Below are 22,917 nucleotides of genomic sequence, written 5' to 3' on the forward strand. Positions count from 1 at the left end.
AATAAAATGAAAATTCAGTTAAAAAATAAAGGATTTCATTTGAAAACCTAGTCAAAGCTTGATAAACTTATTTTAGTAATTCTTAGCAGAATGCTTGTCTTTGGCGTGTGCCCAGAGGCAGTTTTTTATTATCAAAAATCATAAAAAGGAGTGAAAAAATGCTAAAACAGATTCTTCCGTTTTTTAGTAAGTATAAAAAATATCCTTTCTTAGCGTTTTTTGCCATTTTAATCGAGGTGCTCTGTGAAGTAGCGCAACCGATTATTATGAAGCAAGTTATCGACGAAGGGATTCCAAATAAAGACTTAGGCTTTATTATGCAACAAGGGTTCGTTATGATTCTTGTAGCGATTGTATCTCTTTCAGCTGGAGTTCTTGGTGCGAAATTTGCATCGATTGCGGGCACTGGAGTTGCCGCAGAGTTACGTTCTGCTGAAATGAAGAAAATTCAGGCTTTCTCATTTAAAAACATCGATCACTTCTCAAATGCTTCTTTGATTACGCGTATGACAAGTGACGTGAACAACATTCAAAATACAGCCATTATGACAATGCGTATTTTAGCGCGTGCGCCAATGATGTTTATCTTCGCCATCTTCTTTGCAGTAAGCATCAATGCACAATTATCACTTGTCTTCATGGTCGCTGTACCAATCTTAGTGTTATCGCTAGCCCTTATCATTTCTACAGCCTTTCCTCGCTTTAGAAAATTACAACAAGCAACAGACGGCATTAACCGTACACTACAAGAAAACTTTATCGGAATTCGCGTTGTAAAATCATTCGTACGTGAAACATTTGAGAAGAAAAAATTCGGTAAAGAAAACTCTACATTTAGAGAACGTGCCTTACATGCGATGTATGTCGTAATGTGGAATAACCCAATCATGCAGTTAACGATTTATGCGGTAACAATTGCTGTGATGTGGTTTGGGGGTGGTCTTGTTATCAGTGGAACGATGACAACAGGAGACCTTATCAGTTTCATTTCTTATATCACACAAATCTTGATGTCCCTCATGATGATTTCATTCGTGTTCGTGATGTTGACAATGACAAAAGCTTCTATGGATCGTATCTTCGAAGTATTGGATACAAACATCGATGTGGAAGAACCAGAATACCCAATTACGGTTGATAAAGTTTATGGTGAAGTGGAGTTCGACCATGTTCATTTCTCATATGGAAAACAACAAGATGAAGAAGTGTTAAGCAACATCAACTTCAAGATTAAACCAGGTGAAGTATTTGGAATTATCGGGCCAACCGGTTCTGGAAAATCTTCTCTTGTACAGTTGATTCCTCGACTCTATGACACTACAGCAGGGACTGTTCGCGTGGGCGGACATGATGTTCGCGAGTATCGTTTTGCAGACCTTCGTCAAAACGTATCTATGGTATTACAAAAGAATACGTTATTCTCTGGAACGATTCGTGAGAACCTCTTATGGGGAAATCCGGACGCCACAGAAGAAGAGATGATTCAAGCGGCCAAACATGCACAAGCACATGACTTCATTATGGAAATGCCAGATGGATACGATACTCGTGTAGAACAAGGTGGTTCAAACTTCTCAGGAGGACAAAAACAACGTCTAACAATTGCTCGAGCAATGCTACGTAAACCAGCCGTGTTAATCTTAGACGATTCAACATCAGCGGTTGATACAGCGACTGACTCGAAAATCCGTGAAGCGTTCTTCAACCATTTACCAGATACAACGGTCATCATTATTGCCCAACGTATTTCATCTATTCAAGGAGCAGACAATATTCTTGTGTTAGATGATGGTAAAGTAAACGGACTAGGAACTCACGAAGAGTTAATGGAAACAAACGACTTGTATCGTGATATTTATGAAACCCAAATGAAAGGAGCCAAAGGAGATGAGTAAAATTAAAGGACCAAAACGTCCAGAAAACATGAAGCAAACTTTGGCAGACTTATGGGGGTATTTATGGAAGAGTAAGATGACTCTTGCAGTTGTTGTAGTCTGCTTAATCATTTCAAGTGCTTCTGGAATTATCGGAACGTATGCGATTCGTCCATTAATCAATGATTTTATTGAAACAGGGGATTTAGCAGGATTGGCGAAAATGCTTGGTTTTATCGCGATTGTTTATATGCTTGGAGCAACAGCCAGCTACTTCTCTGCGCGTTTAATGGTCACAGTTGGACAAAATACTATCGAGAAAATGCGTTCAGATTTATTCAATCATATTCAAGGATTGCCAATTCGTTTCTTTGATACGAATAAGCATGGGGACTTAATGTCTCGTTTTACAAACGACTTTGAAAATATTCAAAACGCTTTTAACAACAGTATGTTAATGATTATCAGTTCAACGCTTCAATTAGTATTGACGTTTGTGATGATGGTCATCCTTTCACCAATCTTAACAGTGCTTCTGATTGCGATGGTATTCTTGATGTTCCAAATTGTGAAACAACTAGGGGCGAAGTCAGGAAAACAATTCGCTGCGCAACAAGCGATTCTTGGACAAGTGAATGGATTCGTGGAAGAGCATATTGAAGGGCAAAAAGTCGTTAAAGTATTTAACCACGAGCATAAAGTGCTTGATGAATTCAATAAACTCAACATTGAACTTCAAGAAGCTGCCAATAACGCACAATTCTATTCAAGTATCATGTTCCCAATCTTAGGGAACATCAGTTATGTGAACTATGCGATTACTGCAGCAGTTGGGGGATACTTAGTGATTATTAACGCGATGGATATTGGAGGACTTGCCTCATTCCTACAATTCTCAAGAACTTTCGCACAACCACTTGGTCAAATGTCTCAACAAATGAACGTACTTCTTAGTGCGATGGCGGGGGCAGAACGTATCTTTGCCATCCTTCGTGAAGAACCTGAACTCGACGAAGGAACGGTTACTCTGGACCAACGCGATCCAAATCAATGGTACTGGGTGGATGGCGACAAACGTATTCCGGTTGTCGGAAATATTCAACTACACAATGTTGACTTTGGATATGTGCCAGGTGTGCGTATCTTAAAAGATATCAATGTTTGGGCTGAACCAGGATTAAAGGTAGCCTTTGTAGGGGCGACTGGTGCTGGTAAAACAACGATTACGAACTTAATCAACCGTTTCTATGAGATTGATTCTGGTGTGATTACTTTTGATGAGATTCCAGTAACAAAGATTAAGAAAGATGACTTACGTAAGACAATTTCGATTGTATTGCAAGACACGCATTTATTTACTGGAACAATTGCGGATAATATTCGCTATGGTAATTTAGATGCAACTGATGATGAAGTCATTAAAGCGGCGAAATTAGCCAATGCCCACAGCTTTATCAAACGTCTGCCTCAAGGATATCAAACAGAAATTACAGGGGATGGCGAAGGCTTGTCTCAAGGTCAACGTCAATTACTTGCGATTGCACGTGCTGCCGTTGCTAACCCTAAAGTATTGATTCTAGATGAAGCAACAAGCTCAATCGATAGCCATACTGAAGCGCTAATTTCACGTGGTATGGACCAATTGATGGAAGGGCGCACATCATTTGTAATTGCGCACCGTTTATCTACGATTCGTAATGCCGATGTGATTATGGTAATGGATCATGGTGAAATTATCGAACGCGGAGACCATGAAAGTTTAATGGAAAAACATGGTGTTTACTACAAACTCTATACAGGTCAAATTGAATTGGATTAATTTGATTCAGAAAATATTTTGTAAAAAGCCTTTAATCTTAGGATTAAAGGCTTTTTATAAGCGTTAATATCCGAAAAACAATTCAAACAAAATTCATACAAAAATAATAAGTATTGAACTTTATGAAGAAAAGATGTATAATTATTGTGATGAATTTTAAGGAGCTGATTTGCGTTGAAAAAAATGAAATTTTTATTCATTGTTGCACTGTTGTTAGGCTGGTTTGGATATTTCACGAACAATGTTTTTGCAGAAGAAATTCAAAAAGTAAACTTCTCGAATCTTACAGAGATTCAAAAAGCAAATATCCAAAAAGGCGAGTATACGGAGTTAGGAAACCAGGATCGTATTTTGCTTGTTTATGCATATGATAAAGGGGCTTGTCAATTACCTGCAACATTACCAAATACAGGAACGAATTCTAATATCATTTTTATGACTTTAGGGGTGCTCGTGTTGACTAGTGCAGGATATTTTGTGTTTTCTAATAAAAAACATAAAAATATAGTATTAACAATCGGATTAGTATTATCTGGAGCTTTGGCTACAAGCGCAACTATTTCTGCATCAGAATTTACGCAGGAAGAAAGTTGTTATAAATATATTGGTTATATTAGAGAGAACGTATTAGTCGAAGCAACAACAGAAACTGCATCCTCAGAATCAGATGAAGAAGTTACTGTTGAAACAACAACTGCAGAAACAACAACTGCAGAAACAACAACTGCAGAAACAACAACTGCAGAAACAACTACTACAGTACAAACTACTGAGGCTCCAACAACAGAAGCACCAACGACTGCTTCTCCTGTAGCTGAAGATCCTTCAACTGAGACAACAACAAGTATTACACCTAGACCATTCCCGCCAGGTAGAGGTTCTAGACCACCACAATAATTCATTTAAGACATCGCCGCAATGAGGCGGTGTTTTTTTGTTAGAGGCTTTCAGTAGTTTGAAACGAAAAAATTTTAGTGGAAAAGTTGGGTTGGAAGATTTAGTTGTACATCTAGTTAAAACTTGTTTAAATAACTATTCTTTATTTTATTTTATATGCTATAATTGCTTTTGTTAGAAAGGATGAGTTTATTTCATGATTACATTAAAATCAAAACGCGAAATTGATGCAATGGAAGAATCTGGAGCGCTTTTAGCTTCAATTCATGTTCAACTTCGTGATTTTATTAAACCTGGTGTCACTACTTGGGATATCGATCAATTTGTCCAAAGAAAAATTGAAGAAGCAGGAGGATCTGCTCCTCAAATTGGCTATGAAGGGTATAAATACGCAACGTGTCAAAGTATCAATGATGAGATTTGTCACGGTTTTCCACGTCGCAAGCCATTAAAATCAGGCGACTTAGTAAAAGTAGACTTCTGTGTAGAGTTAAAAGGAGCCCTATCAGATTCATGCTGGAGCTATATTGTTGGCGAAAGTACTCCAGAAATTGACCACTTATATGAAGTGACAAAGAAAGCTCTATACTTAGGAATTCAACAAGCAAAAGTTGGAAATCGTATTGGAGATATTGGACACGCAATCCAAACTTATGTAGAAAGTGAAGGATTATCTGTTGTTCGTGATTTTATCGGACATGGAATTGGGCCAACGATTCACGAAAGCCCAGCAGTACCTCACTACGGTGAACCAGGAAAAGGTCTTCGCTTAAAAGAAGGAATGGTTATTACCATTGAACCAATGGTGAATACTGGAACTTGGAAAGCGGAAATGGAAAGTAATGGGTGGACTGCTCATACATTAGATGGTGGGTTAAGCTGCCAATTTGAACATACATTAGCCATTACAAAAGATGGTCCACGTATTTTGACGTTACAAAAAGATCACGCAGAAGACGTGTTGAACTAAGGGGAGGAAGTAAACATGGCAATTTTAGTAACAGGTGGAGCAGGATATATCGGTTCTCATACAGTAATCGAATTAGACAAAGCTGGATTTGACGTTGTTATTGTCGACAACTTTTCAAATAGCTCACCAGAAGTATTGAACCGTTTAAAAACAATCACAGGAAAAGATTTCCCGCTATATGAAGGAGACATTCTTGATCGTGATTTCCTAGTAACAGTTTTTGAAAAAGAAAACATCGATTCAGTGATTCATTTTGCAGGGTTCAAGGCTGTGGGAGAGTCTGTTGAAAAACCTTTAGAATACTATCACAACAACATCACAGGAACATTAGTGTTATTAGACGTAATGCGTCAATTTAACGTGAAGGATATCGTGTTCAGCTCAAGTGCAACTGTATATGGTATGAACAACGTAGTTCCTTTTAAAGAAGAAATGCCAACAAGCGCAACAAACCCTTATGGTTATACAAAAGTGATGCTTGAACAAATCTTAAATGATGTTGCTTTCTCAGATAGCAACTGGTCTGTCACAAATTTACGTTACTTCAACCCAATCGGAGCGCATGAAAGTGGATTGATTGGAGAAGCTCCAAACGGAATTCCAAACAACTTAATGCCATACATCACTCAAGTGGCTGTTGGTAAACGCGAATTCTTAAGTGTATTTGGTGACGACTACGATACACATGATGGGACTGGAGTTCGTGATTACATCCACGTTGTTGATTTAGCTCGTGGGCACGTACTTGCAGTTAAAAACAATGCGGCTCAAAAAGGTGCAAAAGTCTTTAACTTAGGAACTGGTATTGGATACAGTGTATTAGATTTAGTAAAAGCATTTATCGCAGAAAATGAAGTGGATATTCCTTATAAAATTGCACCTCGTCGTGCAGGGGATATCGCAACTTGTTATGCGGATGCGTCTAAAGCAAAAGAAGTGCTAGGATGGGTAACAGAAAAGAACTTGAACGATATGGTTCGCGACTCATGGAACTGGCAAAAGAAAAATCCAGAGGGCTATTAGAATCCCTTTGTATTATTAAGACTAGATTAATAGCAAGAACTCCTTTGGAGTTGTTATTATGGCAGAAATGGTAGGATACCAGCTTGAGCCTAAGGTCTCAAGCTTACCAAGCTTCAAAGGGAGAGTAGCGAATCATCGCAACTCTCCCTAATTCACATTGGTTATGATTTCCTACCATTGCCATAATAACTCCAAGGAGTTCTTTCTTTTGAATACAAACAAGGGGGATTCTAATAGTCCTCTGTGGAGGGAAAGAGAAGAGTGCTAAGAGTTTGTCGGAGTTGTTATTGTGGCAAGAATAGTAGGATAACGGTTTGAGCCTAAGGTCTCAAACCTACCAAGCTTCAAAGGGAGAGTAGCGAATAATCGCAACTCTCCCTAATTCACATTGGTTATAATTCCCTACTATTGCCACAATAACTCCGAGGAGTTTTATTTGATTTTCACTATTTTTCTAGTAACCTTCTGTCGCGGAAAGGGAAATGGTGCTTAGACTTTTTCTGGTAACCTTCTTCCATGGTGAAAAAGAGAAGTTTACTATGGTAAAATAGAGAAAAGTAATCAAGGGAGAATAGCGATGTCAGAAGGAGTAATTAATGCAATTGATCATTTATTGGAAATAATTAACCAATATCAAATAGAAGATGTGAATCCACAAATTAAAACTTTGATGAATTTAAAGGGATTTCTAGATGCAAATGGAATTCTTGATGAAAGAGAAAAGTTAGATGTGTACAAGTCGTTATTTCCGCCTCATGGAGGGTTGTCGGACATCTATTATTGGGATGATGACTTTGAGACAAGAAAAGAAGTCAATGATAGTATAGAGTCAGCGTTAAAAATTATTGCTAATTATTTATTAGACCGCTGACAGGAGAATCTATATATTTCTAATACTCCTCTGTGGTGATAAAAAAGAAACAGCTATTACGATTGAGTTCGTAATAGCTGTTTTGTTTATCTTTTTACACGTTTTAAGGCTTCTTTAAAAAGTGGATATATGATTGGAACTGCAATAATAGTAAGGGCGGCTGAACCGAAAGTCCCTGTAATCTTATTGATGGCTTGAATAAAGGCTGGAGCTAAGGCGAGACCTCCCACGATCACTCCACGTAAAAATGTATATTTAATAATATTCACAATTATTTTTGTGAGGGCTGCTAAAATACCAATTAAGATGATGTTTCTAATTTTGTCATCTTTCTTTAATGCTTTTTCGTAAACAAGATGGATGACTAAGCAGACAATTAATGATTCAAGAATGGTTTCCCAGACAACGGCAGCATAACCATTTAAGATATCAAAGACTCCAAGCCCGATGGTTGCAGCGAAGGCTCCTTGTTTTGTTCCAAATAATAAACATCCAACAACAACAAGTGCATTCCCAAAATGAACGAATTGTGTGGAAAATGGTATTTGAATTCTAAAGACACTAATACCTAAAAAAATTAAAGCTGCGAATAAGCTTGTTTGAACTAAATCTCTTAAATCTGTATTTTTCATAATGACACCTCAGTAGTAAATTTTGTGGTTAGCATTCCAAGTTTTTTCTCGATTGGAAGACCAAATGGAATTCGTTCAGGTTGTTGGCTGCTCAGTTGAAGCACTTCGTCGATGAATTTAAGTGTGAACGATAGGGCTTCTTCCACGGTCATGTCTTGAAGGATGCACGCAGTTGTTAGAGCGGCTAGTGTATCACCTGTACCGTAAAAATGATGCGGGTATTTTGCTATATAAAAATCAAAAAATGAATCCGATTCTTTATAATATAGCTGAACGCCTGTAACTTTCTCATTATCAGGACATCCAGTAATAATGATGGACGCTGGCCCAAGTTCGGCTAGTTTCTTAGCTAACTCTCTTGTAAAGTCCATCGTGATTTTTCCTTTTGGATAGGGCGTATCTGTCAAAAGACAGGCTTCTGTAATATTTGGATAAATCACATCAGCTTTTTGAATGAGTTTTCTCATGGCTTCAACATGTTCTTTTGTAAATCCGCTATACAGTTTTCCGTTATCCCCCATGATTGGATCGATAAAAATTTTCGTAGACTCTGGCAGTTTTTCAATGTTATCGACCATTAATTCAATTTGTTCTGTGTTTCGGAAGTATCCTGTCAAAACAGCATCTGGTTTTAATTCCAGATGCTCCCATTGGTAAAGGGACTGCCTCATAAATTCTGTTTGCTCCGCAATCGCGATATTATTGAATCCGCCGGTATGAGATGAAAGAAGTACTGTAGGCAGTAGAATCGTTTCAATCTGACAACAAGCGAAAATCGGGATAGCGGGTGCGAGTGCAACTTTGCCAATTCCTGGCAAGTCGTTTGCGATTAATATTTTTTTCATATCTATTCCTCGAGTTTCAATGTATCTGTATTGTAAAACGGGACAGGTGAGGATACAATAGAGATGAAAACAAACTGTACCGGTACAGTGGAGGTGTGTCATGTATCAATACCAGCAATTAGCTCAGTTATTAAAAGAGGAAATATTAATTGGGAATCTTCAAAAAGGAGATAAACTTCCCTCAATTCGAGAATTAGTTTCTCGATACGGGGTTAATAAGGATACGGTACAACGAGCCTTACGTAGTCTAAAAGATGAAAGTTTTATTTATGCGGTCGAAAAAAGTGGCTATTATGTATTAAAGAATTCTGAGCCGAAACCGTTGAAGGAATTTGAAGAAGACTATTCACAACTTCCGATTGAGGACTTGCGTATCTGCTTTAATCAATCGCTTGCTAGTGCGCATGATCTAAAATTAACTAAAAAAGAGCAAGCTTCTGGGATGGATGAATTGATTCATGCGTTAATGCCTATTTTAGAAGAGTATGGGGTATATGCTGCGAAGGAGCAACTAGTTATCACGACTGGAACTCAACAAGCACTCTATATTTTGTTACAGATGATTCAAGGGAAAAAGGTGTTGCTCGAACAACCGACTTATGCACGAATGAATGAATTGGTGAAGCATTTGAATATTCCGTACGAAACGATTGAACGGCAGATGGATGGTGAAATTGATTTAGACCGATTAGAAAAATTATTCGCGAGTGGAGAGTTTTCACTATTCTATACGATTTCTAGGTTTCATAATCCGCTAGGTGGAAGTTACAGCGAAGGCACCAAGAAAAAAATTGTAGAACTGGCGAGACGTTACTCTGTATATATTATTGAAGATGATTATATGGCAGACTTTGTAGAGGGGAATGCAACACCACTTCATTATTACGATATGGATGGACGAGTTATTTATGTAAAATCCTTTTCATCTATTTTGTTTTCAGCCTTGAAAATAGGGATTGTTGTCTTGCCCAAAGAATTGGTAGAAGCTTTTTCAATGAGAAAGCAATGGATGGATTACGATTCGAATGTGATGATGCAAAAAACATTTACGCTCTTCATTGAAAATGGAATGTTCGCGAAGCATCGTAAAGAAATGGTTGAAAAATATATCGAAAAAAGTAAGCGTGCTAAGAAGTGGCTTCTGACATCAGGTGTCAGTGAAGGAATCCTTCATGGGACGCAATGGGTGTTTAAGAAAACGCCGATGATGGATGAAAAGTTACAAGCGATGAATCTGAAAGCTAAAGTGCTTGATGATTACTTTATCTCGAAAAATGCACCGGCATTGGAACGGTTGGATTTGGCTAAAATCCGCGAAATTTAGGTAAAAAGAAAGGTTAACAATTTATCTAAAAAATTTGCAAATCTCACACTTATTTGGTATAGTAACTACAACAATAATCGATCTCTATAAGGGAGTAACTGGCAACCAATCGTTGCGATAATATCAACAGCAAGCGAATTCTCGCTGGTATTATCTTGAACAGTGAGACTTATGTTTATTATCAAAAGGATGATGGGCATAAGTCTCTCTTTTTATAGAAAAAGAAAAGGAGTGTATTTTGTTGGAACAACAAACAAAACCCGTATATTTACAGTCAGTGGAGGAAGTTTTTAACGAAGTTCAATCTAGCCCTGCTGGATTAAGTTCACAAGAAGTTGCTTCTAGACTTGAAAAATACGGCGCAAACACATTACAGGAAGGTAAGAAAAAATCACTTTTAGAAAAATTTGTGGATCAATTTAAAGATTTCATGATTTTAGTGCTTTTAGTCGCTGCGGTTGTTTCGATGTTTGCTCATAGTGGTGAACCAGATCCGACAGATGCCGTTATCATTTTAGCAGTTGTCTTACTGAATGCTATTCTAGGGGTATTCCAAGAATCAAAAGCTGAAGAAGCTATCGAAGCGTTGAAGAAAATGGCTTCACCTGTAGCAAGTGTTTTACGTGATGGACATGTGGAACACGTTAAAGGGGAAGATATCGTAGTCGGAGACATCGTTATCCTTGAAGCTGGGGATGTCGTGCCAGCGGATATGCGTTTATTCGAAGTAAACACTGTGAAAATTGAAGAGTCTGCTTTAACAGGGGAATCTGTTCCTGTTGATAAAGACTTAGTGATTCCTACAGGCGATGAAGTAGGAATTGGAGATCGTACAAATATGGCGTTCTCAAGTACAAACGTAACTTACGGCCGTGCTGTTGGTGTGGTTACAAGTACTGGTATGAATACAGAAGTTGGTAAAATCGCTAATATGTTAGCAAACACTGAAGAAGGTAAAACACCACTTCAAGAAAATCAAGATGCTCTTGGTAAATGGCTAACAATCATGATTTTAGTGATTGCTGTTATTATCTTCGTAGTAGGGATGCTTAGAGGAAATGAATGGACTCATATGTTATTAACAGCGATTGCGATTGCCGTTGCTGCAATTCCAGAAGGGTTACCAGCGATTTCTACAATTATCCTTGCATTAGGAACTCAAAAAATGGCGCAACGTAACGCGCTTGTTCGTAAATTGCCAGCGGTTGAAACATTAGGTGGAGTTGAAATTATCTGCTCCGATAAAACAGGAACGTTGACACTCAACCAAATGACGGTTGAAAAAATGGTTTATGACAACGAAATTCATGATGCGTCAGAAGAAATTTCTAAGGACAACATGGCGCTTCGTGTAATGAACTTAGCCAACGATACTAAGATTTCTCAAGACAATTCATTATTAGGGGACCCAACTGAAACAGCGATGGTTCAATACGGTCTTGATAAAAAGTATGATGTACGTGAAGAGTTAGTAAACATTCCACGTGTTGCGGAAGTTCCATTCGATTCAACTCGTAAATTAATGACAACGATCCATCAATTAGAAGACGGCAAATACTTGGTTGCAACTAAAGGTGCTCCAGATATGTTATTAGAACGTGTGACTAAGATTGAAAAACATGGTGAAGTTTCTGCATTCACTGAAGATGACCGCACAACATTAATGAAATTAAACAAAGAAATGGCCACTCAAGCTCTTCGTGTGTTAGCGATGGCATATAAAGTGATTGATACTCTTCCTGAAACCATCGACACAGATTCAATCGAACATGATTTAATCTTTTCCGGTTTAGTAGGGATGATTGACCCAGAACGTAAAGAAGCAGCGGCTGCGATTAAAGTAGCGCAATCAGCTGGTATCCGTACAATCATGATTACTGGGGACCACCGTGATACAGCCCAAGCGATTGCAAAACGTTTAGGGATTCTTCGTCCAGATCAAGAAGACGGAGTATTAACTGGTGGCGAATTAAACGATATTTCTGATGAAGAATTAGAACGTACGGTTGAAACGTACTCTGTATATGCTCGAGTATCTCCAGAACATAAAGTTCGTATCGTAAAAGCTTGGCAAAAGAATGGTAAAGTTGTTTCGATGACTGGGGATGGAGTTAACGATGCTCCTTCACTTAAACAAGCCGATATCGGTGTTGGTATGGGGATTACAGGTACTGAAGTTTCTAAAGGCGCTTCAGATATGGTACTTGCCGATGACAACTTCGAAACAATCGTAGTAGCTGTTGAAGAAGGACGTAAAGTATTCTCGAATATCCAAAAAGCTGTTCAATACTTGCTATCTGCAAACTTCGGTGAAGTAATGACAATGTTTGTTGCGACAATGGCTGGTTGGTCCATTCTAGAACCAATCCATATTTTATGGATCAACTTAGTAACAGACGTGTTCCCAGCGATTGCTTTAGGTCTTGAAGAAGCGGAAGCGGATATTATGAATCACCCACCACGCGGTAAGAGTTCGAACTTCTTATCAAACGGTGTGTTACCAAGTATCTTCTACCAAGGTTTCTTCGAAGGCGGAATTACATTATTTGTATTCTGGTATGCAACTCATATCGCTAATTGGGGGAACCCAGTTGGGGAAACAATGGCGTTTGCAACATTAGGTTTAATCCAATTGTTCCATGCGTTCAACGTGAAGTCAGTGTACAAATCACTTGGCGAAGTTGGGGCGTTCAAAAACAAGATGTTTAACTACGCAATCCTATTATCAGCAGTAATGCTGTTAAGTGTAATGGTCATTCCTGGATTAACAACGGTGTTTGATGTAGCAACTCTAACAGCGGGTCAATGGTTGTTTGTAGTTGGCTCAGCATTCTCAATTGTTCCAATCGTTGAAATTGCTAAAGCAATTATGCGCGCAATGGGGATGGATAAAGATTAATTAATTGACTCAATAAGGCTCACTATTAGTGAGCCTTTTTCGTATATGAAAGTAGATTAGAGAGTTAAACTTTTATTCATCTGTGTATTTTGCTAAAATATTTTAAGTAGATTGGAGTGTGGGGATATGGTCATTACAAAAATTGAGGCGCAGAAGAAAAAAGGGCGTTACAATATTTATTTGAATGATGCTTTTGCCTTTGGTGTAGATGAGGCAACAGTTGTAAAGTATGCCTTATTTAAAGGGACCGAACTGACAAAAGAACAAATTGAAGAAATTCAGCATGATGATTGTATTCAGCAAGCCTATCAAAAAGCATTACACTTTTTAAACTTCAAGCTTCGTTCGACGAAGGAAGTCTATGAAAAATTAGAAAAATTGGAATTCGATGACGTTATTATTAATGAAGTTCTTGGAAAGTTACATGAACAGAACTTTATTAATGATACGTTTTATGCTGAAAGCTATTTGAATCAGGCAAAGTTTGTCACATTCAAAGGGCCGAAGTCTGTCGTTTTTGATTTACAGAAGAAGGGGATTAGTGACAAAGTCATTCAAACCGTTCTCGAAGGCTATTCTCTAAAAGAGCAGCTCGAAAATGCGATTCAAATTGCGCAGGCGTATTTGAAAGGACAAAAAAGAATTACTACTAAAGTAGCAAAGCAAAAGGTAAAAGGATTCGTGATGCAAAAAGGATATTCGAAAGAAATTGCTGAAGAAGTAGTTCCGTTTCTATCGTTTGAAGCTCAAAATGAGATGGAAGCAGAATTGGCAATAAAGGAGATTGCAACTATTTACCGACGTATCGCCAAAAAATATGAAGATACTGAATCAGCGCTATGGTATCAAATCAAAGGGAAGTTGTATCAAAAAGGATTTACTTCCAGTGTGATTGAACAAGCTATCGCGCAATTTGAAATGGAGAAAGAAGAATGGATTTAGCCGGAATTGGCGTAAAAATGTGGGACGAGAAGAAAATTAAGCGTTTTAGACGGGCGCTACTAGATTGGTATGATAAAGAAAAACGAGATTTACCGTGGAGAAGAACGCAAAATCCATATTTCATTTGGGTGAGCGAAATCATGCTTCAACAAACAAGAGTGGATACAGTAATTCCATATTACGAGCGTTTTCTAGCGACTTTTCCAACTATAAAAGATTTGGCTGAAGCTCCTGAAGAGACGTTATTAAAATGCTGGGAAGGACTTGGATATTACTCACGAGTACGTAATATGCAAAAGGCAGCCATTCAAGTGATGGAAGAGTTTGGTGGAGAATTTCCAAATACTTATGACGGAATCCTATCGTTAAAAGGGATAGGTCCTTATACTGCTGGAGCGATTGCAAGTATTGCATTCGGGTTGCCAGAACCAGCCGTTGATGGAAATTTGATGCGAGTCATTAGTAGACTGTTTGAAGTGAATTTAGATATTGGAAACCCAAGTAATCGATGGGCTTTCCAAGAAATTGCTGAAATTCTTATTGACCCTGACAGACCTGGAGATTTTAATCAGGCTCTGATGGATTTAGGTTCCGATATCGAATCTCCAGTGAATCCTCGTCCAGAAGAAAGTCCGGTGAAGGATTTCAGTGCGGCATATTTAAATGGAACGATGCATATTTATCCAATTAAAAAACCTAAGAAAAAACCAACTCCGATGAAATGGAGAGCCTTTGTGGTTCAAGATGAGCAAGGAAGATTTTTAGTTGAAAAAAATACACAAGCGGATTTACTCAGTGGCTTTTGGCATTTTCCGTTGATTCGTGATTTCAGCACAATTGGAGAATCGATTGATCTATTTGAGGGCGTGCTAGAAGAATCTTCAAATTATGAAATCAATCAGAATATACCATTAGAAGTGCAATTCGAAAGTCTGTATAGAATGAAATTAACACCGATTCGACTACTTCCTAAATCGGTCAAGCATATTTTCAGTCATCAAAGATGGGATATTGAATTGCAATATGCGAGCGCATTAGGTGAGGTGAAGAATAATTCATCTAGAACTCTAAAGTGGGTTACTAAAGAAGAGATGAAACTTCTGCCTCAATCAAGAGTTCAAGGGAAAATGTGCGAGATTTTAGTCGGACAAGAGCTTTTATAAATGAATGAGCTGAAATCGCATCGCTGTACTGTTTTTTGTTCACAGAATGGTAGAAATATGCTATACTACTAATGATTTGAAAAACACTAAGAGTTATCTCTTAAATAGATACAGAAAGTTGGATATAGTGGTGCACAATCCCAGAGAAGGAGAATTCATCACTGTCAAGAGTTATAAACATGATGGTAGTCTTCATCGCACTTGGCGCGATAGCATGATTTTGAAGACAAGCGATCAAGCTATTATCGCTTGTAATGATCATACTCTTGTGACTGAGTCCGACGGAAGAAGATGGTTGACGAGGGAGCCAGCGTTACTTTATTATCATAAACATTATTGGTTTAATATTGTGACGATGATTCGTCAAAAGGGGATATCTTATTATTGTAATCTTGCATCGCCTTATGTATTGGATGCTGAGGCGTTGAAATATATCGATTATGATTTAGATATTAAGATTTTCCCAGATGGCGAAAAACGATTGCTTGATGTCGATGAGTATGAATTACATCGCCGTCAAATGCACTATTCGAAAGAAATTGATCAAATCCTAAAGGCGAATGTAGAAATTCTTGTGGATTGGATTAATAATAAAAAAGGGCCGTTCTCACCAGAATATGTCGATTTATGGTATGAAAGATATATTCAATTAACCTATCGTAAATCATAACTCATGATAGCTGAGTTAGAAGCAAGTAGCAAAGGCTGCTTGCTTTTTTGTTATCTAGGATAATTTTTTGGAAACCTTCTATTAATGCATTAGCGCTTTTGGTAAAATAAAACTATAGTGAAGGAGGAGTTCCCATGTCAAAAATCAAAGAGTTACAACTGAGTTCAGATATTCGCGGTATTGCTATTGCGACAGAAGAGTTTGATGCAACATTGACAGTAGAAGAAAGTTGTTTAATTGCGAGTGCTTTCGTGAAATGGTTACAGAAACGGTATCCGTCTAAAAATATTTCGGAATTAATTGTTGGAATCGGTCGTGATAGTCGTATTAGTGGACCGGAGTTAACAAAAGAATTTATTAAAGTTTTATCGGCTTTTGGAGTTCACGTAATTGATTTTGAAATGGCAACGACTCCAAGTATGTTTATGGCGACTCAATTTGAAGAATTTAACTGCGATGCGACAGTGATGTTTACTGCGAGTCATTTACCATACTATTACAATGGACTGAAATTTTTCACGCGTGAGGGCGGATTAGAGTCCAGTGATATTCGTGATATTATTGCATTGGTGGATGAAAAGGAAGAACTACCACAAGAATCAGTTTCTACTATAGAAGTAAAAAGTATTTTTGAACGATACAGTCGTCATTTAGTGGAGTTGATTCGTAAGGGAAGTCAGAGCGAAAAAGAAAAACCGCTTGAAGGATTACATATTATAGTCGATGCTGGGAATGGAGCAGGAGGCTTCTTTGCAAAAAGTGTACTAGAAGAACTAGGTGCTAAAACGGAAGGCTCACAATTCTTAGATCCAGATGGAACTTTCCCAAATCATATTCCGAACCCAGATAATAAAGAAGCAATGGAAAGTATTAAGAAACAAGTACTAGCGGTAAATGCTGATTATGGTGTGATTTTTGATACAGATGTGGATAGAGCTGCGGTTGTAACAGGAAGTGGGGAACTTCTCAATAGAAATAATTTAATTGCTGTTTTAAGTGTGATTGTGATAAGCGAGCATCCTGGAACAACAATAGTAACGAATTCTCCTACAACTGAACACTTGAAGAAATTCATTATGAAGTTAGGTGGGCATCAATATCGATATATATCGGGTTATCGTAATGTTATAAACAAAGCAATAGAATTAAATAATCAAGGAACTGATTGTCAGCTTGCGATTGAAACTAGTGGTCATGCTGCGTTCAAAGAGAATTACTTTTTAGATGATGGAGCGTATGTGGTCGCAAAAATATTAATGTTGCTTCCTAGATTGGTTGCTAAAGGGGAAACCTTAGATTCATTAATTAAAAAGCTAGTCCAACCTAAAGAAGTTGTAGAAGTTCGTTTTAAGATTGAAACTAAAGATTTCAAAGCTACAGGGTTAGAAGTAATCAAAGATTTCCCTAATTGGATTCCGAAAGACTGGGTAGTAAATCTCGAAAATGAAGAAGGAGTTCGAATTGACTTTAAAGGGGAATATGGAGATGGATGGCTTCTTTTACGGATGAGTCTACATGAGCCACTTTTAGTATTACAAATAGAAAATGATATGGTGGGGTATCAAACTAAGATTCTTAAAACGATAAATAAAATTTTGAATCGCTATCCAGAACTCAATCGGAATAGACTAGAAGCATTGTTATAATAATGATTAAAAAGATACAGTTTGCATTTTTTGTGAACTGTATTATTTTTTTATAAAAAGTATATCTTTTCAGTTGCAAACCAAATCTGAATATGATAAATTAATATCACTGTGAAGCGAACGTTCGCTTTTAAAACAGTTCCAAAAAACTTTGAAAAAGTTGAATAAAAACTGTTGACAGTAAAAATGTCCTATGATAGGATATAGAAGTTGTTGAAAAACAACGATTGACCTTTGAAAACTGAACAAAGAAGACGAACCAAATGTGTAGGGACTTCATTCAATTGAATGAAGAAACAACAATTTCTTATCTCTTAAAGAGATACAATAAGTCAGTAATTAAAATGAGCTTTTTAAAGCTCATGAAAATTCAAATTTTTCATGAGAGTTTGATCCTGGCTCAGGACGAACGCTGGCGGCGTGCCTAATACATGCAAGTCGAACGAGAGCGACCGGTGCTTGCACTGGTCAATCTAGTGGCGAACGGGTGAGTAACACGTGGGTAACCTGCCCATCAGAGGGGGATAACATCCGGAAACGGATGCTAAAACCGCATAGGTCTTCGAATCGCATGGTTTGAAGAGGAAAAGAGGCGCAAGCTTCTGCTGATGGATGGACCCGCGGTGCATTAGCTAGTTGGTGAGGTAACGGCTCACCAAGGCCGTGATGCATAGCCGACCTGAGAGGGTGATCGGCCACATTGGGACTGAGACACGGCCCAAACTCCTACGGGAGGCAGCAGTAGGGAATCTTCCGCAATGGACGCAAGTCTGACGGAGCAACGCCGCGTGAGTGAAGAAGGTTTTCGGATCGTAAAACTCTGTTGTTAGAGAAGAACAAGTGCTAGAGTAACTGTTAGCGCCTTGACGGTATCTAACCAGAAAGCCACGGCTAACTACGTGCCAGCAGCCGCGGTAATACGTAGGTGGCAAGCGTTGTCCGGATTTATTGGGCGTAAAGCGAGCGCAGGCGGTTCCTTAAGTCTGATGTGAAAGCCCCCGGCTCAACCGGGGAGGGTCATTGGAAACTGGGGAACTTGAGTGCAGAAGAGGAGAGTGGAATTCCATGTGTAGCGGTGAAATGCGTAGATATATGGAGGAACACCAGTGGCGAAGGCGACTCTCTGGTCTGTAACTGACGCTGAGGCTCGAAAGCGTGGGTAGCAAACAGGATTAGATACCCTGGTAGTCCACGCCGTAAACGATGAGTGCTAAGTGTTGGAGGGTTTCCGCCCTTCAGTGCTGCAGTTAACGCATTAAGCACTCCGCCTGGGGAGTACGACCGCAAGGTTGAAACTCAAAGGAATTGACGGGGACCCGCACAAGCGGTGGAGCATGTGGTTTAATTCGAAGCAACGCGAAGAACCTTACCAAGTCTTGACATCCTTTGACCACTCTAGAGATAGAGCTTTCCCTTCGGGGACAAAGTGACAGGTGGTGCATGGTTGTCGTCAGCTCGTGTCGTGAGATGTTGGGTTAAGTCCCGCAACGAGCGCAACCCTTATTACTAGTTGCCAGCATTCGGTTGGGCACTCTAGTGAGACTGCCGGTGACAAACCGGAGGAAGGTGGGGATGACGTCAAATCATCATGCCCCTTATGACTTGGGCTACACACGTGCTACAATGGATGGTACAACGAGCAGCGAACTCGCGAGGGTAAGCGAATCTCTTAAAGCCATTCTCAGTTCGGATTGTAGGCTGCAACTCGCCTACATGAAGCCGGAATCGCTAGTAATCGCGGATCAGCACGCCGCGGTGAATACGTTCCCGGGTCTTGTACACACCGCCCGTCACACCACGAGAGTTTGTAACACCCAAAGTCGGTGAGGTAACCATTTGGAGCCAGCCGCCTAAGGTGGGATAGATGATTGGGGTGAAGTCGTAACAAGGTAGCCGTATCGGAAGGTGCGGCTGGATCACCTCCTTTCTAAGGATAAACCTCAGTGCCGTAAGGTATTGAAGGTAATACGGAACCCTACAGGGTTTAGACTTCTTTGTTTAGTTTTGAGAGGTTCATCTCTCAAAACAAAAGTTCTAAATGCGAACAAGGGCCTATAGCTCAGCTGGTTAGAGCGCACGCCTGATAAGCGTGAGGTCGATGGTTCGAGTCCATTTAGGCCCATTAGTTTGAATTTAGGGGGCTTAGCTCAGCTGGGAGAGCGCCTGCTTTGCACGCAGGAGGTCAGCGGTTCGATCCCGCTAGTCTCCATATCTGTTACAAATAGCAGAGAATTTTGTTCTTTGAAAACTGAATACTATATCACAACAAATAACCAATTAATTTACCGAGCGTTAGAGTAACATCTAACGAAAAGAGTTTTTTAACAAAACGCAACGCTATGCGACATTTAACCAACGGTTAAGTGAATAAGGGCGCACGGTGGATGCCTTGGTACTAGGAGCCGAAGAAGGACGGAACTAACACCGATATGCTTTGGGGAGCTGTAAGTAAGCTAAGATCCAAAGATTTCCGAATGGGGGAACCCAGCACCTTTCATAGGGTGTTACCAATGAGTGAATACATAGCTCATTAGGAGGTACACGCAGGGAACTGAAACATCTCATTACCTGCAGGAAGAGAAAGAAAAATCGATTCCCTGAGTAGCGGCGAGCGAAACGGGAGGAGCCCAAACCAACGAGCTTGCTTGTTGGGGTTGTAGGACTAGAACGTGAGAAGACATCAAGATAGCAGAAGTGGTCTGGAAAGGCCCATCACAGAAGGTGACAATCCTGTACGCGACATCTTGACGAACTCTACTAGCATCCTGAGTACGGCGGGACACGAGGAATCCCGTCGGAATCCGCCAGGACCATCTGGCAAGGCTAAATACTACCTAGTGACCGATAGTGAACCAGTACCGTGAGGGAAAGGTGAAAAGAACCCCGGGAGGGGAGTGAAAGAGTACCTGAAACCGTGTGCTTACAAGTAGTCAGAGCCCGTTAATGGGTGATGGCGTGCCTTTTGTAGAATGAACCGGCGAGTTACGTTTACATGCGAGGTTAAGATGAAGAGTCGGAGCCGTAGCGAAAGCGAGTCTGAATAGGGCGCATGAAGTATGTGGACGTAGACCCGAAACCAAGTGATCTACCCATGTCCAGGTTGAAGGTGCGGTAAAACGCACTGGAGGACCGAACCAGGGCACGTTGAAAAGTGCTTGGATGAGGTGTGGGTAGCGGAGAAATTCCAATCGAACTTGGAGATAGCTGGTTCTCTCCGAAATAGCTTTAGGGCTAGCCTCGGAAGTGAGAATCGTGGAGGTAGAGCACTGTTTGGACTAGGGGCCCATCTCGGGTTACCGAATTCAGATAAACTCCGAATGCCATGTATTTATATCCGGGAGTCAGACTGCGAGTGATAAGATCCGTAGTCGAAAGGGAAACAGCCCAGACCACCAGCTAAGGTCCCAAAATATCTGTTAAGTGGAAAAGGATGTGGGGTTGCACAGACAACTAGGATGTTGGCTTAGAAGCAGCCATCATTCAAAGAGTGCGTAATAGCTCACTAGTCGAGTGACCCTGCGCCGAAAATGTAACGGGGCTAAACAGATTACCGAAGCTGTGGATTGGACCTTATGGTCCAGTGGTAGGAGAGCGTTCTAAGGGCGGTGAAGCATGACCGTAAGGACATGTGGAGCGCTTAGAAGTGAGAATGCCGGTATGAGTAGCGAAAGACGGGTGAGAATCCCGTCCACCGAATAACTAAGGTTTCCTGGGGAAGGCTCGTCCTCCCAGGGTTAGTCGGGACCTAAGGCGAGGCCGATAGGCGTAGTCGATGGACAACAGGTTGATATTCCTGTACTTCTATAAATCGTTTGAGCAATGGAGGGACGCAGGAGGCTAAGAAAAGCGTACGACTGGAAGTGTACGCCCAAGCAGTGAGTCGGCTGATGAGTCAAATGCTTATCACAGATGCGACAAGCTGTAACGGGGAGGGAAGTTTAGTACCGAAGTTTCTGATGTCACACTGCCGAGAAAAGCTTCTAGCAAGATTTATAGGACCCGTACCGCAAACCGACACAGGTAGTTGAGGAGAGAATCCTAAGGTGAGCGAGCGAACTCTCGTTAAGGAACTCGGCAAAATGACCCCGTAACTTCGGGAGAAGGGGTGCTGGTAGCAATACCAGCCGCAGTGAATAGGCCCAGGCGACTGTTTATCAAAAACACAGGTCTCTGCAAAATCGAAAGATGACGTATAGGGGCTGACGCCTGCCCGGTGCTGGAAGGTTAAGAGGAGAGGTTAGCGCAAGCGAAGCTTTGAATTGAAGCCCCAGTAAACGGCGGCCGTAACTATAACGGTCCTAAGGTAGCGAAATTCCTTGTCGGGTAAGTTCCGACCCGCACGAAAGGCGTAACGATCTGGGCACTGTCTCAACGAGAGACTCGGTGAAATTATAGTACCTGTGAAGATGCAGGTTACCCGCGACAGGACGGAAAGACCCCATGGAGCTTTACTGTAGTTTGATATTGAGTGTTTGTGTCACATGTACAGGATAGGTAGGAGCTGAAGAATCCGGGACGCCAGTTTCGGAGGAGGCAACGGTGGGATACTACCCTTGTGACATGACCACTCTAACCCGCACCCCTTACCGGGGTGGGAGACAGTGTCAGACGGGCAGTTTGACTGGGGCGGTCGCCTCCTAAAGTGTAACGGAGGCGCCCAAAGGTTCCCTCAGAATGGTTGGAAATCATTCGAAGAGTGTAAAGGCAGAAGGGAGCTTGACTGCGAGACCTACAAGTCGAGCAGGGACGAAAGTCGGGCTTAGTGATCCGGTGGTTCCGCATGGAAGGGCCATCGCTCAACGGATAAAAGCTACCCTGGGGATAACAGGCTTATCTCCCCCAAGAGTTCACATCGACGGGGAGGTTTGGCACCTCGATGTCGGCTCATCGCATCCTGGGGCTGAAGTCGGTCCCAAGGGTTGGGCTGTTCGCCCATTAAAGCGGTACGCGAGCTGGGTTCAGAACGTCGTGAGACAGTTCGGTCCCTATCCGTCGCGGGCGTTGGAAATTTGAGAGGAGCTGTCCTTAGTACGAGAGGACCGGGATGGACACACCGCTGGTGTACCAGTTGTTCTGCCAAGAGCATCGCTGGGTAGCTATGTGTGGACGGGATAAACGCTGAAAGCATCTAAGCGTGAAGCCCCCCTCGAGATGAGATTTCCCATCACATTAAGTGAGTAAGACCCCTGAGAGACGATCAGGTAGATAGGCTAGAAGTGGAAGTGCCGCGAGGCATGGAGCGGACTAGTACTAATCGGTCGAGGACTTAACCACGAGTTGTATAGCTGGTAGATTGATGGAGTTGGATATAGATTCAGTTTTGAAAGAACGAAAGTTTTTTC

The 22,917-nt window shown here is 40.5% G+C and carries 14 protein-coding genes, 2 tRNA genes and 2 rRNA genes; 16 read left to right on the forward strand and 2 right to left on the reverse strand.

What is annotated here, in order from left to right:
• Nucleotides 1-158 precede the first annotated feature (158 nt).
• The 6 genes from NQ540_RS02715 (at nt 159) to NQ540_RS02740 (ending at nt 7,454) form a co-directional block, all read left to right on the forward strand.
• A complete protein-coding gene (locus tag NQ540_RS02715) occupies nt 159-1,895 on the forward strand; it encodes an ABC transporter ATP-binding protein (protein WP_005607112.1) in 1,737 nt (578 codons plus the stop codon).
• Nucleotides 1,888-3,693 (forward strand): ABC transporter ATP-binding protein, encoded by a 1,806-nt coding sequence (locus NQ540_RS02720; protein WP_005607111.1) that lies wholly within the window; start codon nt 1,888-1,890, stop codon nt 3,691-3,693. Before NQ540_RS02715 ends, NQ540_RS02720 begins: the two co-directional genes overlap by 8 nt.
• Before the next feature lie 183 nt (nt 3,694-3,876).
• A complete protein-coding gene (locus NQ540_RS02725) occupies nt 3,877-4,590 on the forward strand; it encodes an LPXTG cell wall anchor domain-containing protein (RefSeq protein ID WP_005607108.1) in 714 nt (237 codons plus the stop codon).
• A 196-nt stretch (nt 4,591-4,786) separates the two neighbouring features.
• Nucleotides 4,787-5,560, forward strand: coding sequence for a type I methionyl aminopeptidase (gene map / locus NQ540_RS02730; RefSeq protein ID WP_005607106.1), 774 nt, complete (start codon nt 4,787-4,789; stop codon nt 5,558-5,560).
• 15 nt (nt 5,561-5,575) lie between these two features.
• The gene (galE, locus tag NQ540_RS02735; RefSeq protein WP_005607105.1) at nt 5,576-6,583 is read left to right on the forward strand and encodes a UDP-glucose 4-epimerase GalE; all 1,008 of its coding nucleotides are present in this window, start codon (nt 5,576-5,578) and stop codon (nt 6,581-6,583) included.
• 577 nt (nt 6,584-7,160) lie between these two features.
• Complete coding sequence (locus NQ540_RS02740; protein ID WP_005607103.1) at nt 7,161-7,454, forward strand: hypothetical protein; 294 nt, start codon at nt 7,161-7,163, stop codon at nt 7,452-7,454.
• A gap of 86 nt (nt 7,455-7,540) precedes the next feature.
• Here the strand turns inward: NQ540_RS02740 and NQ540_RS02745 are convergent, their stop codons facing one another.
• Together NQ540_RS02745 and NQ540_RS02750 are read right to left on the reverse strand one after the other, a co-directional pair.
• Nucleotides 7,541-8,086 carry an ECF transporter S component gene (locus NQ540_RS02745; RefSeq protein ID WP_005607101.1) on the reverse strand — a complete coding sequence of 182 codons (546 nt, stop codon included), beginning with the start codon at nt 8,084-8,086 and terminating at the stop codon, nt 7,541-7,543.
• Complete coding sequence (locus tag NQ540_RS02750) at nt 8,083-8,931, reverse strand: pyridoxamine kinase (protein WP_005607099.1); 849 nt, start codon at nt 8,929-8,931, stop codon at nt 8,083-8,085. The genes NQ540_RS02745 and NQ540_RS02750 overlap by 4 nt, the downstream gene beginning before the upstream one ends.
• Nucleotides 8,932-9,031: 100 nt before the next feature.
• Between NQ540_RS02750 and NQ540_RS02755 the strand changes: the two genes are divergently transcribed.
• From NQ540_RS02755 to NQ540_RS02800, 10 genes are all read left to right on the forward strand, one after another.
• Entirely contained in the window at nt 9,032-10,255 is a 1,224-nt protein-coding gene (locus NQ540_RS02755; RefSeq protein ID WP_005607097.1) for an aminotransferase-like domain-containing protein, read from the forward strand.
• 241 nt (nt 10,256-10,496) lie between these two features.
• Complete coding sequence (locus NQ540_RS02760) at nt 10,497-13,154, forward strand: cation-translocating P-type ATPase (RefSeq protein WP_005607096.1); 2,658 nt, start codon at nt 10,497-10,499, stop codon at nt 13,152-13,154.
• A gap of 126 nt (nt 13,155-13,280) precedes the next feature.
• Nucleotides 13,281-14,096 carry a regulatory protein RecX gene (locus NQ540_RS02765; protein ID WP_005607094.1) on the forward strand — a complete coding sequence of 272 codons (816 nt, stop codon included), beginning with the start codon at nt 13,281-13,283 and terminating at the stop codon, nt 14,094-14,096.
• Complete coding sequence (mutY, locus tag NQ540_RS02770) at nt 14,087-15,259, forward strand: A/G-specific adenine glycosylase (protein ID WP_005607092.1); 1,173 nt, start codon at nt 14,087-14,089, stop codon at nt 15,257-15,259. The genes NQ540_RS02765 and mutY overlap by 10 nt, the downstream gene beginning before the upstream one ends.
• Nucleotides 15,260-15,389: 130 nt before the next feature.
• Complete coding sequence (ntdP, locus tag NQ540_RS02775; protein ID WP_039849260.1) at nt 15,390-15,929, forward strand: nucleoside tri-diphosphate phosphatase; 540 nt, start codon at nt 15,390-15,392, stop codon at nt 15,927-15,929.
• Nucleotides 15,930-16,063: 134 nt separating this feature from the next.
• Complete coding sequence (locus NQ540_RS02780; protein ID WP_005607089.1) at nt 16,064-17,575, forward strand: phosphohexomutase domain-containing protein; 1,512 nt, start codon at nt 16,064-16,066, stop codon at nt 17,573-17,575.
• A 377-nt stretch (nt 17,576-17,952) separates the two neighbouring features.
• Nucleotides 17,953-19,502, forward strand: a 16S ribosomal RNA gene (locus tag NQ540_RS02785).
• A gap of 121 nt (nt 19,503-19,623) precedes the next feature.
• A tRNA-Ile gene (locus NQ540_RS02790) sits at nt 19,624-19,697 on the forward strand.
• Between the two features lie 14 nt (nt 19,698-19,711).
• Nucleotides 19,712-19,784, forward strand: a tRNA-Ala gene (locus NQ540_RS02795).
• Between the two features lie 148 nt (nt 19,785-19,932).
• Nucleotides 19,933-22,849 (forward strand): 23S ribosomal RNA (locus NQ540_RS02800).
• Together the 16S and 23S rRNA genes with 2 tRNA genes alongside form the textbook arrangement of a ribosomal RNA operon.
• The last annotated feature ends 68 nt before the right edge of the window (nt 22,850-22,917 follow it).

Source organism: Granulicatella adiacens ATCC 49175 (assembly GCF_025150565.1).
Classification (GTDB): domain Bacteria; phylum Bacillota; class Bacilli; order Lactobacillales; family Aerococcaceae; genus Granulicatella; species Granulicatella adiacens.